This window comes from Actinacidiphila sp. bgisy160 (assembly GCF_057707815.1).
The window spans coordinates 37,744-52,115 of sequence record NZ_JBYIQW010000040.1; the positions used below are offsets into that span (position 1 = coordinate 37,744).

The following is a 14,372-nucleotide window of genomic DNA, read 5'->3' on the forward strand; positions in this document are numbered from 1 at the left end:
CTCCTGTCCGTCCCTGCGGACGGGTGTGGGTTTGCGTTGCGGCCGTGCCGTCTGGCCCGCGGGCCGGAAGGCGGTCCCTATCCGAAGGGGGTGTGGATGGAGGCCTGGCGGGCCTGTTCCTCCTGCTCGGTGCGGGTGTAGTGGCCGGTGCTGGCGTGGAGCTTGTCGCTGATGTCCTGCAGCATGCGCTTGAGGTTGACGACCTGGTCGCCCCAGCGGACGTCCATCGTCACCAGGGAGCCCGCGGTGGCCCAGGAGCCGCCCTCGGGAGGACCGGGGGCGGTGTGCTTGTTGAGGCCCGTGACGGCGCCGAGGGTGTCCTCGTCGGCCTTGTTGTCGACGTTCTCGGTGTCACCGCGCAGTTCGACCAGCGCGTTGGCGGCCTCGTCCAGGCGCTGGGTGTCGACCTTCGTCGTTCCTGCGGACGTTCCGCCGCCGCCCGGATCCGCCGGTACGGAGTTCAGCCGCATCCGGGCGGCGCCACCCTGCCGTGACGTGTCAAAGGGAGAACTCATCCCTGTACCAACCCCGTTCGCTGCGACCGCCCGGCTGGTGTGCCGGGCGGGCAGGCACCGGGTTTCACCCCGGCCCCCGTCGTTTTAACGCGCGCATGCCAATCGCGCCACGACGATACCGGATCCCGCCGGCCCGGCGACGCGCCGTCCCGTCGCAGCCCACCATCGATCCGGGGGGGATCTCGTTCCCCGCACCCGCGCCGGCCGGGGACGGGCGCCGCCCGCCCGCCCGCACGGCGCAGGCACGGGGCACCGGGCGGGACTGGTGAGCCCCCGGCGCCCCGCACCCGCGCGAGGCCGCCGCCTCAGCCCGGCAGGCACCCCACCAGCAGGTCGGCAAGCCCGCCCGGGTCGGCGAGCGCCAGCAGATGCCCGCCCGGCAGGACGTCCGCCTCGACGCCGATCCGCTCCCGGGCAACACCGCGCTGGAAAGCGGCCGGGAACAGTCGGTCGTCGCGGCCCACGACGACGCGGGTGGGCACGTCCGGCCACGTACGCAGCGGGAAGGGCACGCCGAACGGGGTGTCCGACTGCCGGTTCTCCTGGGCCAGGGCCTCGTCCGCCACAGGCCGCGGGAGGTCGTGGAAGAAGGTGACGAGAGGGTCGAACTCCCCGTTGGCCGGCCGGCCCTCGGCGAGGTCGAGGGCGCGCCGGGCCTCCGGCTGGCCGGTGGCGGCCCACCATTGTCCGGCGGTCTCCCCGGGGGCCGGGACCATCGCGTTGACCAGTACGAGCAGCACGAGCCGGTCCCCCAGAGGTGCGCAGGCCAGGGGCGCGCTGAAGCCGGCCATCGACTGGGCGACCAGCACCAGCGGCGCGCGGTCGCCCGCGGCGGCGACGATCGCGTCGGCGTACTCCCGCAGCCCCGCGCAGTCGTCCCCGGTGGGAAGGTCCACCGCGACGGCGGCGTGGCCGCGCCGGCGCAGTTCCGGCACGAGGAGGTGCCAGTACCAGGTGCCGCCCCCCGCGCCCGGGACCAGGACGAAGGTCGTTTCCGTCACGTTCGCCCTCCCGTCAGGACGTCGCCAGGACGGAGGTGAAGCTGTCCAGGATGTGGCCGGCGCCGGCCTCCGCCGTGGCGCAGTGCTCCTCGGGGACGCCGGGCTGGCGGTAGACGACCTCGGTCCTGTCGCCGTGGTCGGTGAAGGTGGCGTCCATGACGACCTCGGGCGCGCCGGGGACCTCCATCGTCCACACCAGCCGCTCGTGCACCTCCACCTCGCGGTACACCCCGCTCAGCGGCATCTCGCCCTGCGGCGTGGTGACGGTGGCGCGCCAGGCGCCGCCGGGGCGGACGTCGATGGCGACGGTGGGCAGCGGGGCGCCGAACCACTGGGCGAAGTACTCCGGCTCGGTCCACACCTTCCACACCTTGGCGAGCGGAGCGTCGAAGACCCGGGTAATGCTGATGTCGTTCATGGTGCTGCCTTCCTGGTCGGGCCGGGCCACTGCGGAACGGCTCCGGGGATGGGACCGGGCGGGTCGGCGGAACTCATCGGTGGCGGTGTCCGACGCGTGTGGTGTGATCGGCAGGAGCGACGAGGGGAGCGGAAGATGGCCGCGCGGGTACGGATCGAGCCGTGGTCGGAGGGCGACCTCGACCTGCTCCGCCGGGCGAACGCGCCCGCGATGATGCGCCACCTCGGCGGCCCAGAGACCGAGGAGCAGCTGCTCGTCCGGCACGAGCGGTACCTGGCGAGCGGGAGCGAGGAGGGCGGCGGGATGTTCAGCATCGTGCTGCTGCCCGAAGGGGTGCCGGCCGGGAGCATCGGCTACTGGGAGAGGTCCTGGCGGGACGGGACGGTGTACGAGACCGGCTGGGGCGTCCTGCCCGAGTTCCAGGGGCGCGGTGTCGCCGCGGCCGCCGGGGAGGCCGTCATCGCGCGGGCGGCTGCCGACCGGGGCCCGCGCTTCCTGCACGCCTTCCCCAAGGTCGACAACCACCCCTCGAACGCGATCTGCCGCAAGCTCGGCTTCACGCTGGTGGAGGAGTGCGACTTCGAGTACCCGCCGGGTCACCCCATCCGCTGCAACGACTGGTGCCTGGAGCTGTACGCCCCGTGACGCCGGGCGCGCTCCCCGCGGTCGCCGAGCACGCCGAGGGCCGCCGCGCAACCCGCGCGCGGCCCCGTCCGCGCCCGTCCGCGCCCGTCCGGGGCTGCCACGATCGACGCATGCCGACCCTTGGGACGATCATGCTCGCACTGACGGACGTGCCGCGCGCCGCGGCCTTCCGGGGCGCCGCCCTCGGCCACGTGCCTGCGTGCCCCGTGACGGCGAGGTGCGGGCGGAGGACGACTGGGCGGTGCCGGTGCCCGCCGCGGGAGCGGCCGGGCCGCGGATCGCCCCGGCATCAGCGTCCCCCCGGTGCGGGGAGCACCCCCGGGGTCCACCTGGACCCGTACGTGGACGACGCCGCCGAACAGGCGGCCGAGGTGGAGCGGCTGGTCGCCCTGGGCGCCGGGCGGGTCGGCCGCAGACCGGCCCGGGCGCGTCACAGCGGCTCCGGCCCGGCCTGCGGCGGGTCCACGAAGAAGCTGTCGTGACGGAGCAGGAACTCGCCGAACGCCGCGCCCCCGCGCTGCGCCATCTCGCAGGCCCGCTCGAAGTACTCCTCCCGGGGCGCGCCGGGCGCGAAGAGCAGCAGCATCGACACGGGTTCGTCGGAGTCGTTCTGGAAGGCGTGCAGCCCGCCGGCCGGCACGTGGAGGAAGTCCCCGGGACGCGCGGTGATCCAGCGCTCCCCGTCGAAGAGCTGCACCGCCCCGGACAGCACGAAGAAGGACTCGGAGATCGACCGGTGGAAGTGGGTGCTGGGGCCGGGGGAGCCCGGGCCCATGTCGATCCGGTACAGGCCGAAGTCGCCGCCCGTCGACGCGTGCGTGGCGAGGTAGTGGGTGCGGTTGCCCGAGGGCGCGATCACGTCCGCGGCGGTGTCGGCGGAGCGGAACAGCGCGCTGGTCTCGCCCTGTTCTCCGAGGTAGCGGGGCTCGGGGTAGGACATGGCGCTCGTCGCCTCCTTCGGCATCGGTCAGACAGACCGTGCCACATCCGATCGGGGAACTCCGCTCAGCGCTCCGGGAAGGGCAGCCGAAAGGTTGACGAAGCGTGTCCACGCTGCCCGCTCAGGCGGCGATCCCGTCACCGTGGTCGCGGCTTCCCCTTGATGGCACGATGGCATCCGCACTCTTGTCACGACACTCTCGACCGGGGGAACGGATCCGATGAGCAAGGAGATCAGCGACGCGGACCTGATGGACGTCGCGGACGACCCCGCGCAGGCCCGCCGGCTGCACAAGGCCCTCAGGACGCTCGCCGACAACCCCAACGCGGACGGCACGCTCAAGGAGATGGCGCGGGAGGTGCTCTCCGGTCGCCTCGGCATGCGCGAGGCACTGGGTACCGGCGCCTACCTGGGCGCACTCGGCGACCGGATGGCCGAGCTGAAGCGGACCGACGAGCGGCTGACGCCCGAGGAGCGGGCGGCGCAGGAGGAGCGCGCCCGGCGCTGGTTCGAGCAGCGAGCCGACGAGGGGGCGGCGGAGGCGGCGGAGGCCGAGGACGCCCGGGAGGACGAGGCCGCCGGTGGCCACCGCCGGGCCGTGCGGCGCGACCCCCGGGACGTCCCGCCCGCCTACCGGCCGCCGTCCTCGCGGGACTGAACGCCGACACGCGAGCGGGGGCGGGCCGTCCGGCCCGCCCCCGCTCGCGTGTCCCGGCGCCGCGCGCCGGAACGGGGTCACCTCTCCGGCAGGAAGCCGGTCTGGATGAGCTGGTTGCCACGGCGCCGCGTGATGAACTGCGCGCGGCCCGGCGGCAGCTTGGACGCCTTGACGTTGCCGAAGACCGGGCCCTCGCCGGGATCGCCGGAGAGCAGCACACCGGTGGCGCCCAGCTCCTTGACGCGAGTGAGGAACGGCTCGAAGGATGCCCGCGACGCACCCGAGGTGCTGCGCGACAGCACGATGCGCAGCCCCAGGTCACGGGCGAACGGCAGGTACTCCATCAGCACCTGCATCGGGTTGCCCATCGAGGTGGCGACCAGGTCGTAGTCGTCCACGAAGACCCAGGCGTCCGGCTCGCTGTACCAGCTGCGGTTGCGCAGCTGCTCGGGCGTGACGTCCTGGCCGGGCATCCGGCGGCCCATGGAACCGGCCAGCGACTCCATGACCTCCTGCAGCTGCGGGCCGGAGGCGCAGTACTTGTACACGTGGCTGTCCGGGACCTGGCCGAGCAGCGCCCGGCGGAAGTCGGAGACCACGAACAGCGCCTTGCCGGGCTCGTAGCGCTCGCTGACCTGCTGGGCGATGAGCCGCAGCAGCGAGGACTTGCCGGACTCGCTCTCGCCGTAGATGACGAACAGCGGGTCGGTCTCGAAGTCCACGAACACCGGCGACAGGGTGAGCTCGTCCACTCCGATCGCGATGCCGCGGTCGGAGAAGTCCCCACCGCGGGGCAGTTCGCTCGACGGCAGCATCGTCGGCAGCATCCGCACCTTGGGCGCGACGGGGCCCGGCCAGTTGGAGTTGACCGTCGCCACGAACTGCGCCATGCCCTCGGAGAGGTCCTCCACGCTGGAGGAGGCGTCGACGCGGGGCAGCGCCGCCAGGTAGTCCAGCTTCTCCGGGGACAGACCGCGGCCCGGCTTGCCGACCGGCACGTTCTCGGCGCGCCTGCGGTCGAACTCGGACTCCATCGGGTCGCCGAGCCGCAGCTCCAGCCGGCTGAGGACCTGGTCGCGCAGCGCGGGCCGGATCTCGGTGTAGCGGGTGGCGGTGATGACCAGGTGGATGCCGAAGCCCAGACCACGGGTGGCGATGTCGTTGATGACCGGGTCGAGCATCTCGTAGTCGGTCTTGAAGGTGCCCCAGCCGTCGATGACGAGGAACACGTCGCCCCACGGCTGGTCGGGGAAGTGCCCCGAGGCCCGGCGGGAGCGGAAGGTGTTCATGGAGTCGATGACGTTGGTGCGGAAGAACTCCTCGCGCGCGTCCAGGATGCCGTGCACCTCGGCCACCGTACGGCGGACCTTCTCCGCGTCCAGCCGCGAGGCGACCCCGCCGACGTGCGCCAGCCCGTCCAGCGCCAGCATGCCGCCGCCGCCGAAGTCCAGCGCGTAGAACTGCACTTCCTTCGGGGTGTGGGTCAGGGCGAAGGAGGCGATGAGCGTGCGCACCAGCGTCGACTTGCCGGACTGCGGGCCGCCGACGATCAGCGCGTGACCGCCGGAGCTCGACAGGTCCGCGTACAGCACGTCGCGTCGCTGCTCGAAGGGCTTGTCGACCAGGCCGACCGGCACCTGGAGCTTGCCGGTGGCGGTGTAGCCGTCGGCGTGCAGACCCCGCTCGGCGCTCACCGTCAGCGGCGGCAGCACCTGGTCGACGCTGAACGGCTCGTCCAGCGGAGGCAGCCACACCTGGTGGGCGGGCGGCCCCTGGCCCTCCAGCCGGCCGACGATGACGTCGAGCACCGTGTCGGCCAGGGCGTCGTCCACCTGCCCGGCGCGCTGCTGCGGCTCCGGCTCGGTGACGATGCGCACGGGCACCGGCGAGGCGGTGAACAGCACGGGGGAGCGGTCGATGCGCGCCCCGCTCGCGGTCCGGGTGCCCGGCGCCCGGTAGGTGCCGGACACGTACGCGGCCTTGAACTGCACCATCGTGTCGGTGCCGTACTTCAGGATGCCGGCGCCGGGGACGTTGGGCAGGTGGTAGGCGTCGGGCACACCGATCGCCGTGCGCGACTCGGCCGCGGAGAAGGTCCGCAGACCGATGCGGTACGACAGGAAGGTGTCCAGGCCGCGCAGCTTGCCCTCCTCCAGGCGCTGCGAGGCCAGCAGCATGTGCACGCCCAGCGAACGGCCGATGCGGCCGATCTGGATGAACATCTCGATGAAGTCGGGTTTGGCGGCGAGCAGTTCGGAGAACTCGTCGATGATCAGGACCAGCGAGGGCAGCGGGTCGAGCGCCGCGCCCGCCGCGCGGGCCTTCTCGTAGTCGGTGATGTTGGCGTAGTTGCCGGCCTGCCGCAGCAGTTCCTGGCGGCGGGTCAGCTCACCCGTGATGGAGTCGCGCATGCGGTCCACCAGGGTCAGCTCGTCGGCCAGGTTGGTGATCACCGCCGACACGTGCGGCATCGTGCCCATGCCGGTGAAGGTCGCGCCGCCCTTGAAGTCGGCGAGCACGAAGTTGAGGGTCTCCGAGGAGTGCGTCACGGCCAGGCCCAGCACCAGCGTGCGCAGCAGCTCGGACTTGCCGGAACCGGTGGCGCCCACGCACAGTCCGTGTGGGCCCATGCCCTCCTGCGAGGCCTCCTTGACGTCCAGCATCACCGGCTCGCCGGTCTCGCCCAGACCGATCGGCACCCGCAGCCGCTCGTGGAGCGTCCGCGGGCGCCAGGTCCGCGCGACGTCAACCGACGACGCGTCGCCGATCCCCATCAGGTCGGTGAAGTCCAGGTTCGCCAGCAGCGGTTCGTCGGCGTCCGCGGCGCCCAGCCGCAGCGGTGCGAGCTGCCGCGCCAGCGACTCGGCCTGCACCAAGGACAGCACGTCGGGGACACCGGTGAAGGTGCCGGCACCGGCCTCCAGGTACAGCTGGTCGCGCCACACCTGGATGGACAGCGAGCCGCGCGCGTCGTCCAGCTCGCCGGGGACGACCTCGAGGATCGTGACGCCCTGCAGGCCCTCGGCGGAGGCGATCACCGAGTCCGGCGGCACGCCGCCGCCGTCCAGCACGATCACCACGTGCGGTTGGTCCAGCACCGGCTGGCCCTCGCGGTTGAAGCGCGGGCGGCCGTCGAGCTCGTCCGCCAGCAGATCCTCGACCTCACCCAGGTCGCCGCAGATCAGACGGCGCGAGCCCGCGCCGTCGTGCTCCTTGTGCTGCGCGTGCGGCAGCCACTTGACCCACTCCCACTCCGACTGGGCACCGGGCGCCGCCACGACGGCGACCAGGAGGTCCTCCGGCGAGTGCAGGGAGCACAGCTGGCCCACGATGGAGCGGGTCTGCCCGTAGACGGTGTCCGGGTCCCCGGAGACCGTCACGTGGTAGAAGGAGCGCAGCCCCACCGCCAGCGGCAGGTTGTCCAGCGAACCGTGGGCCGCGATGAACTGCTGCATCGAGTGCGCGGTCAGCGGCTCCAGTTCGTCCACCGGGGCGGTCTCCGGTGCCACCAGCGGCGTCGACAGCTGCTGTGGCCCGAGGCCCACCCGTACCTGGGCGAAGTCCGCGTCGGTGGAGCGTCGTTCCCACACCCGTGAGCCCTCGGCGACCAGCGCCCACAGCTGTTCGGGCGCCGGGTGCAGGTAATACTGCGCGTCACGCTGCTTGCGGGCGGTCTTGCGCACCCCACGGCGTATTTGTGCCAGGTACTTCAGGTAGTCCCGGCGGGCCTCCGCCATCTGTCCCGACGGCCCCTTGCGGGCGCGCACGATCTGGGCCACCACCATCGCCACGGTGGAACCCATCATGAGCACGCCCATGACCTTCATGAACCCGCCGGACGTCCCCGACCCCGTGGGCAGAAAGAAGAACGCCGCCGACGAACCCATGCCGAGCATCGGCAGCAGATTCATCAGCAGGCCCTGGTCCTCGCCGCGTGGCAGTTCGGGCGGGGCTTCGAGCCGTACCTCCTCACTCGGCACCTCCGGCGGGTAAACCCGCGGCGGGCGCTTGATGACGACCACGCTCACCGATGCACCAGTCCTTCACGCGAATCGCAGTTTCGGGCCGCCCCCGTGGCGACGGTCCCCCGTATGACACGTCCCGGTCGCGCTCCACCCCCGCGCGGGGCGGGCATTGGACCACAGGCAGGTGGCGATCCTACTGGGCATGACAGTCCCAGGGCACTGGGACGGGTGGGGGACAAGGGACTTGGGGTACCCGGTAGGGTGACGGATCGCGAAGCGCGGACGGGGGTCCGACCCTGGACGGCCGCGTGGACCTCACCCCAACCCACCCATCACCGGACGAGGGGGACCACTCCAGGTGAGCACGATCTCAGCGACGGGATTCTGCAGAGTCACGGTGGCGGCGCCGAACAGCCGGATCGATGTGGCACTCCCGGAGGATGTGCCGCTGTCCGACATCCACCCCGAGATACTGCGCCTGTCGGGCCAGACACCCGACGAAGCCGCCCCCACCGGCTACAACTTGGTCCGACGTGACGGGCGTGTCCTCGACGGCACCCTGTCCCTGGCCGAACAGCGCGTGCACGACGGGGAGTTGCTGCTGCTGCGTCCGTTCGCGGACTCGCTGCCGCCCGCCGTCTTCGACGACGTCGTCGACGCCGTCGCCGCCGCCGTCGAGACCGACCGCCGCAGCTGGAACGACGGCCTGATGCGCGGCGTGGGCCTGACCGCGGGCGTCATCCTGCTCGCCCTCGTGGCCTTCGTGCTCTGGTTCTCCGAGCCGGTCAAGCACGACATGCACGGCCTGCCCGGCATCCTCGCCGGCGCCGCGGGCCTGGTGCTGGTGGCGCTCGCCTCGGTACGCGCCCGCGTGTACGACGACCGGCACTCCGCCGTCGCCCTGGGCCTGGCGTCCCTGCCCCTGCTGCTCGTCGCCGGCTCCGGGATCATGGGCCTCGGCGAGAACGAGGGGCCCGGCCGGCTGCACTTCCTCATCGGCTGCGTGGTCGTGCTCATCGCCGCCGTACTGCTCGTGCTGATGCTGCCGCAGGGGGACGCGCCGTTCGTCGCGGCCTCCTTCACCGCCGGCGTCGGCACCGTGGCCACCTTCGTGGCGATCCTCACCGACGCCGCGCCGCGCGAGGCCGCCGCCGTCACCGCCGTCGTCATGATCGCCGTCATCGGCTTCCTGCCCGGCTGGTCCGCCCGCTTCGCCCGGCTGCCCATCGGCTTCCGCTCGCCCGACCAGGTCCAGGCCCGGCACCGCGGCGACGGCGACCGGCACGGCGAGGAGGAGCCGGTCGACTTCGACCGGATCACGGGCCAGGCCCGCCGGGGCCACGAGCTGCTGCTCGGCCTGGTCGGCGGCTGCGCCGCCGCGATCGTGGGCTCCGCCGGCGTCGTGCTCGGCTTCTCCGACAGCACCTGGGCGCAGTTGCTCGCCCTCGCCATGGGCCTGGCGACGCTGATGCGCGCCCGGCTGTTCCGCTACACCTCGCAGGTCGTGACGCTGATGGTCGCCGGTGTGGTCACCATCGCGCTGCTGATCATCGGCCTCTCCCTCAACCTGCCGACCGACGTCCTCACCGACCTGCTGCGCGGCAACCACTCCTCGCTCGACATCCGCACCGTGTGGTTGTCCGCGGCGGTCGCGCTCGGCGCCGCCCTCCTGGTCGCGATCGCCCTCATCGTCCCCAGCAAGGGCGTCACCCCCTTCTGGGGCCGGATGCTCGACCTCGCAGAGGCGACCGTGCTGCTCTCCCTGATCCCGCTCGCCCTCGCGGTCCTCGACCTGTACGCCGAGGCCCGCGGCATGACCAGCGGCTGAGCCGGGCGGCCCCAGGCCGCCCGGGGCACCCGCGGCACCCGCCACCCCGGCCCCGGACATCGCACCGGGCCCGGGGTGGTACTCTGTGTAGTCGATGCGTCCGCCCATGTGCGGCGCGTCATGCCTTCCGGGTCATCGAAGCTTCTCCTGTGACGCAGACCAGGGGCGCTCGGAGGCACCGACACCACAAGGAGACCGTATGTCGCTCGACGTCGCGACGAAGAAGCAGATCATCGCCGAGTTCGGCACCAAGGAGGGCGACACCGGCTCCCCCGAGGTCCAGGTCGCGCTGCTCTCGCGCCGCATCTCGGACCTGACCGAGCACCTCAAGACCCACAAGCACGACCACCACTCCCGTCGTGGTCTGCTGATCCTGGTCGGCCAGCGCCGCCGCCTGCTGCAGTACCTGGCCAAGAAGGACATCCAGCGCTTCCGCGCCCTGGTAGAGCGCCTCGGCATCCGCCGCGGTGCGGCCGGCGCCCGCTGAGACGCCGTAAAGGGAGCGGTTCCCACCCGGGAGCCGCTCCCTTGGCGTACCCACGGGACCGCGCTGGGCGCGAGACCGGGACAGAAGCTTTGTAGTCTGGTCCCATACACAACGCCATAGAGCATGAGGAGGGAGCGTCCTCCTAAGCGCCACCAGAGCCGGTCCTCGGTAGTGGCCGCCGGGCAGCACGTACGTCCCGGAGGCTTCGATCGAAGACCGGCCCGGCGGGACGCCCCTCCACCGACGGCCACCGGGAAGACGCCCGGCGGCACGAAAGAGGAGAATCCCCATAGTGGAGAACGAGACCCACTACGCCGAAGCCGTGATCGACAACGGCAGCTTCGGCACCCGTACGATCCGCTTCGAGACGGGCCGCCTGGCCCGTCAGGCCGCCGGCTCGGCCGTGGCCTACCTGGACGACGACACCATGGTGCTGTCGGCCACCACCGCCTCGAAGCACCCGAAGGACCAGCTCGACTTCTTCCCCCTGACGGTGGACGTCGAGGAGCGCATGTACGCGGCCGGGCGGATCCCCGGCTCCTTCTTCCGCCGTGAGGGCCGTCCCTCCGAGGACGCGATCCTCACCTGCCGCCTGATCGACCGCCCGCTGCGCCCGTCCTTCAAGAAGGGCCTGCGCAACGAGATCCAGGTCGTGGCGACGGTCATGGCGCTCAACCCCGACCACCTCTACGACGTGGTTGCCATCAACGCCGCCTCCTGCTCCACGCAGCTCGCCGGCCTGCCCTTCTCCGGCCCGATCGGTGGCGTCCGCGTCGCGCTGATCCGCGGTCAGTGGGTCGCCTTCCCGACCCACAGCGAGCTGGAGGAGGCCGTCTTCGACATGGTCGTGGCCGGCCGCACCCTCGAGGACGGCGACGTCGCGATCATGATGGTCGAGGCCGAGGCCACCGACAAGACGATCAAGCTCGTCGAGGGCGGCGCCGAGGCGCCGACCGAGGAGGTCGTCGCCGCGGGTCTGGAGGCCTCCAAGCCCTTCATCAAGGTGCTCTGCAAGGCGCAGGCCGACCTGGCCGCCAAGGCCGCCAAGGAGACCGCCGAGTTCCCGATCTTCCTGGACTACCAGGACGACGTGTTCGAGGCGCTCGAGGCAGCCGTCGCCGACGAGCTCAAGCAGGCGCTGACCATCGCCGGCAAGCAGGCCCGCGAGTCCGAGCTGGACCGCGTCAAGGGTCTCGCCGCCGAGAAGCTGCTGCCGCAGTTCGAGGGCCGCGAGAAGGAGATCTCCGCGGCCTACCGCTCGCTGACCAAGAAGCTGGTCCGCGAGCGCGTCATCAAGGACAAGGTCCGCATCGACGGCCGCGGCGTCACCGACATCCGCACCCTGGCCGCCGAGGTCGAGGCGATCCCGCGGGTGCACGGCTCGGCCCTGTTCGAGCGCGGCGAGACCCAGATCCTGGGTGTCACCACGCTGAACATGCTGCGCATGGAGCAGCAGCTGGACACGCTGTCGCCCGAGACGCGCAAGCGCTACATGCACAACTACAACTTCCCGCCGTACTCCACCGGTGAGACCGGCCGCGTCGGCTCCCCCAAGCGCCGCGAGATCGGCCACGGCGCGCTGGCCGAGCGGGCGCTCCTGCCGGTGCTGCCGGCCCGCGAGGAGTTCCCGTACGCCATCCGCCAGGTCTCCGAGGCGCTCGGCTCCAACGGCTCCACCTCCATGGGTTCGGTCTGCGCCTCCACCATGTCGCTGCTGAACGCCGGTGTGCCGCTGAAGGCCCCGGTCGCCGGCATCGCCATGGGCCTGATCTCCCAGGAGATCGACGGCGAGACCCACTACGTCACCCTCACCGACATCCTCGGTGCGGAGGACGCGTTCGGCGACATGGACTTCAAGGTCGCCGGCACCAAGCAGTTCGTCACCGCGCTGCAGCTGGACACCAAGCTCGACGGCATTCCGGCGTCGGTCCTGGCCGCGGCCCTCAAGCAGGCCCGCGACGCCCGTCTGCACATCCTCGACGTGATGATGGAGGCGATCGACACTCCGGACGAGATGTCGCCGAACGCCCCGCGCATCATCACCGTCAAGATCCCGGTGGACAAGATCGGTGAGGTCATCGGCCCCAAGGGCAAGATGATCAACCAGATCCAGGAGGACACCGGCGCCGAGATCACCATCGAGGACGACGGCACCATCTACATCGGTGCCGCCGACGGCCCGTCCGCCGAGGCCGCCCGCGCCACCATCAACGGCATCGCCAACCCGACGATGCCCGAGGTCGGCGAGCGCTACCTGGGCACGGTCGTGAAGACCACCACCTTCGGTGCCTTCGTCTCCCTGCTCCCGGGCAAGGACGGCCTGCTGCACATCTCGCAGATCCGCAAGCTGGCCGGTGGCAAGCGTGTGGAGAACGTCGACGACGTCCTCGCCGTGGGCTCCAAGGTCCAGGTCGAGATCGCCGAGATCGACCAGCGCGGCAAGCTGTCGCTGATCCCGGTCATCGAGGGGGACGAGGCGTCCGACGAGAAGGCCGACGACAAGGCCGAGGACGCGTCCGAGAAGTGACCACCCGCACCACTCGTGTGACGGCCCGCCCCTCCACCAAGGGGCGGGCCGTCCGCACGCAGACCCTCCTGCCCGGCACCGACGGCATCGGCACGGTCCGGCGCAGCGTCCTGCCCGGGGGACTGCGCGTCGTCACCGAGACCCTGCCGACCGTGCGCTCCGCGACCTTCGGCATCTGGGTCGGCGTCGGCTCCCGCGACGAGACCCCGGCCCTGAACGGCGCCACGCACTACCTGGAGCACCTGCTCTTCAAGGGCACCTCCCGGCGCAGCGCGCTGGAGATCTCCTCGGCGATCGACGCCGTCGGCGGTGAGATGAACGCCTTCACCGCCAAGGAGTTCACGTGCTACTACGCGCGTGTCCTCGACACCGACCTGCCGCTCGCCATCGACGTGGTCAGCGACATGCTGACCGGCTCCCTGATCCGCCAGGAGGACATCGACGCCGAGCGCGGTGTCGTCCTGGAGGAGATCGCGATGACCGAGGACGACCCCGGCGACCAGGTCCACGACCTGTTCGCCACCTCCATGCTGGGCGACTCCCCGCTGGGCCGCCCGGTCCTCGGCACCGTCGACACCATCAACGCCCTCACCCGCGACCAGGTCGCCCGCTTCTACCGGAAGCACTACGACCCGACGCGGCTGGTCGTCGCCGCCGCGGGCAACATCGACCACGCCACCGTCGTCCGCCAGGTCCGCAAGGCCTTCGAGGACGCGGGCGCCCTCCGCGACACGGACGCCGTGCCCCGCGCCCCGCGCGGCGGCGTTCGCACGATCCGCGGCCAGGGCAGGGTCGAGCTGCTGGAGCGCCGTACCGAGCAGGCACACGTCGTGCTCGGCGTGCCGGGGCTGTCCCGGCACGACGACCGGCGCTGGGCGCTGGGCGTGCTCAACACCGCGCTCGGCGGCGGCATGAGCTCCCGGCTGTTCCAGGAGGTCCGCGAGAAGCGCGGCCTCGCCTACAGCGTCTACTCGTACACCTCGTCCTTCGCGGACTGCGGCCTGTTCGGCGTGTACGCCGGCTGCCAGCCGCGCCGCGTCCACGAAGTCCTCAAGATCTGCCGCGAGGAGCTGCACCAGGTCGCCGAACACGGGCTGAGCGACGAGGAACTGCGCCGCGCCATCGGCCAGTTCTCCGGCTCGACCGTACTCAGCCTGGAGGACACCGGCGCGCTCATGAACCGGATCGGCAAGAGCGAGCTCTGCTGGGGCGAGCAGATGTCGGTGGACGCCACACTGGAGCGGATCGCCGCGGTCACACCCGACGAGGTGCGCGCGGTCGCCCGCGATGTCTTGGGACAGCGTCCCTCACTGGCCGTCATAGGCCCGCTGAAGGACCGGCAGGCCGCTCGACTGCACGAGTCCGTCGCCTGAGCCCGAGCCTGAGCC

The 14,372-nt window shown here is 71.8% G+C and carries 11 protein-coding genes; 6 read left to right on the plus strand and 5 right to left on the minus strand.

Going from position 1 to position 14,372, the window contains the following annotated elements; all coding sequences use genetic code 11:
• Positions 1-77: 77 nt before the first annotated feature.
• The 3 genes from AC3EUJ_RS26555 to AC3EUJ_RS26565 form a co-directional block, all read right to left on the minus strand.
• Positions 78-515, minus strand: coding sequence for a hypothetical protein (locus AC3EUJ_RS26555; protein WP_488180968.1), 438 nt, complete (start codon positions 513-515; stop codon positions 78-80).
• Positions 516-820: 305 nt separating this feature from the next.
• The gene (locus AC3EUJ_RS26560) at positions 821-1,516 is read right to left on the minus strand and encodes an alpha/beta fold hydrolase (protein ID WP_431965566.1); all 696 of its coding nucleotides are present in this window, start codon (positions 1,514-1,516) and stop codon (positions 821-823) included.
• A 13-nt stretch (positions 1,517-1,529) separates the two neighbouring features.
• Positions 1,530-1,934, minus strand: coding sequence for an SRPBCC domain-containing protein (locus AC3EUJ_RS26565; protein ID WP_431965568.1), 405 nt, complete (start codon positions 1,932-1,934; stop codon positions 1,530-1,532).
• A gap of 135 nt (positions 1,935-2,069) precedes the next feature.
• Here AC3EUJ_RS26565 and AC3EUJ_RS26570 point away from each other — a divergent pair, with 135 nt between their 5' ends.
• On the plus strand, positions 2,070-2,579 hold the full coding sequence (locus tag AC3EUJ_RS26570; RefSeq protein WP_431965570.1) for a GNAT family N-acetyltransferase: 510 nt from the start codon (positions 2,070-2,072) through the stop codon (positions 2,577-2,579).
• Between the two features lie 430 nt (positions 2,580-3,009).
• Here AC3EUJ_RS26570 and AC3EUJ_RS26575 read toward each other — a convergent pair whose 3' ends face one another.
• Complete coding sequence (locus AC3EUJ_RS26575; protein ID WP_431965572.1) at positions 3,010-3,519, minus strand: cupin domain-containing protein; 510 nt, start codon at positions 3,517-3,519, stop codon at positions 3,010-3,012.
• Between the two features lie 220 nt (positions 3,520-3,739).
• Between AC3EUJ_RS26575 and AC3EUJ_RS26580 the strand changes: the two genes are divergently transcribed.
• A complete protein-coding gene (locus tag AC3EUJ_RS26580; protein ID WP_431965574.1) occupies positions 3,740-4,177 on the plus strand; it encodes a hypothetical protein in 438 nt (145 codons plus the stop codon).
• A 77-nt stretch (positions 4,178-4,254) separates the two neighbouring features.
• Here the strand turns inward: AC3EUJ_RS26580 and eccCa are convergent, their stop codons facing one another.
• The gene (eccCa, locus tag AC3EUJ_RS26585) at positions 4,255-8,205 is read right to left on the minus strand and encodes a type VII secretion protein EccCa (protein WP_431965576.1); all 3,951 of its coding nucleotides are present in this window, start codon (positions 8,203-8,205) and stop codon (positions 4,255-4,257) included.
• 295 nt (positions 8,206-8,500) lie between these two features.
• Between eccCa and eccD the strand changes: the two genes are divergently transcribed.
• From eccD to AC3EUJ_RS26605, 4 genes are all read left to right on the plus strand, one after another.
• Positions 8,501-9,970, plus strand: coding sequence for a type VII secretion integral membrane protein EccD (eccD, locus tag AC3EUJ_RS26590; protein WP_431965578.1), 1,470 nt, complete (start codon positions 8,501-8,503; stop codon positions 9,968-9,970).
• Between the two features lie 199 nt (positions 9,971-10,169).
• Positions 10,170-10,457 carry a 30S ribosomal protein S15 gene (gene rpsO, locus AC3EUJ_RS26595; protein ID WP_361804583.1) on the plus strand — a complete coding sequence of 96 codons (288 nt, stop codon included), beginning with the start codon at positions 10,170-10,172 and terminating at the stop codon, positions 10,455-10,457.
• Positions 10,458-10,749: 292 nt separating this feature from the next.
• Entirely contained in the window at positions 10,750-12,984 is a 2,235-nt protein-coding gene (locus AC3EUJ_RS26600; RefSeq protein ID WP_431965581.1) for a polyribonucleotide nucleotidyltransferase, read from the plus strand.
• A complete protein-coding gene (locus AC3EUJ_RS26605; protein ID WP_431965583.1) occupies positions 12,981-14,357 on the plus strand; it encodes a M16 family metallopeptidase in 1,377 nt (458 codons plus the stop codon). Before AC3EUJ_RS26600 ends, AC3EUJ_RS26605 begins: the two co-directional genes overlap by 4 nt.
• The last annotated feature ends 15 nt before the right edge of the window (positions 14,358-14,372 follow it).

Bases quoted from the DNA above. Each gene is read 5' to 3' on its own strand.
- AC3EUJ_RS26555 (WP_488180968.1), bottom strand. From the start codon at position 515: ATGAGTTCTCCCTTTGACACGTCACGGCAGGGTGGCGCCGCCCGGATG.
- AC3EUJ_RS26565 (WP_431965568.1), bottom strand. From the start codon at position 1,934: ATGAACGACATCAGCATTACCCGGGTCTTCGACGCTCCGCTCGCCAAG.
- AC3EUJ_RS26570 (WP_431965570.1), top strand. From the start codon at position 2,070: ATGGCCGCGCGGGTACGGATCGAGCCGTGGTCGGAGGGCGACCTCGAC.
- AC3EUJ_RS26575 (WP_431965572.1), bottom strand. From the start codon at position 3,519: ATGTCCTACCCCGAGCCCCGCTACCTCGGAGAACAGGGCGAGACCAGC.
- AC3EUJ_RS26580 (WP_431965574.1), top strand. From the start codon at position 3,740: ATGAGCAAGGAGATCAGCGACGCGGACCTGATGGACGTCGCGGACGAC.
- rpsO (WP_361804583.1), top strand. From the start codon at position 10,170: ATGTCGCTCGACGTCGCGACGAAGAAGCAGATCATCGCCGAGTTCGGC.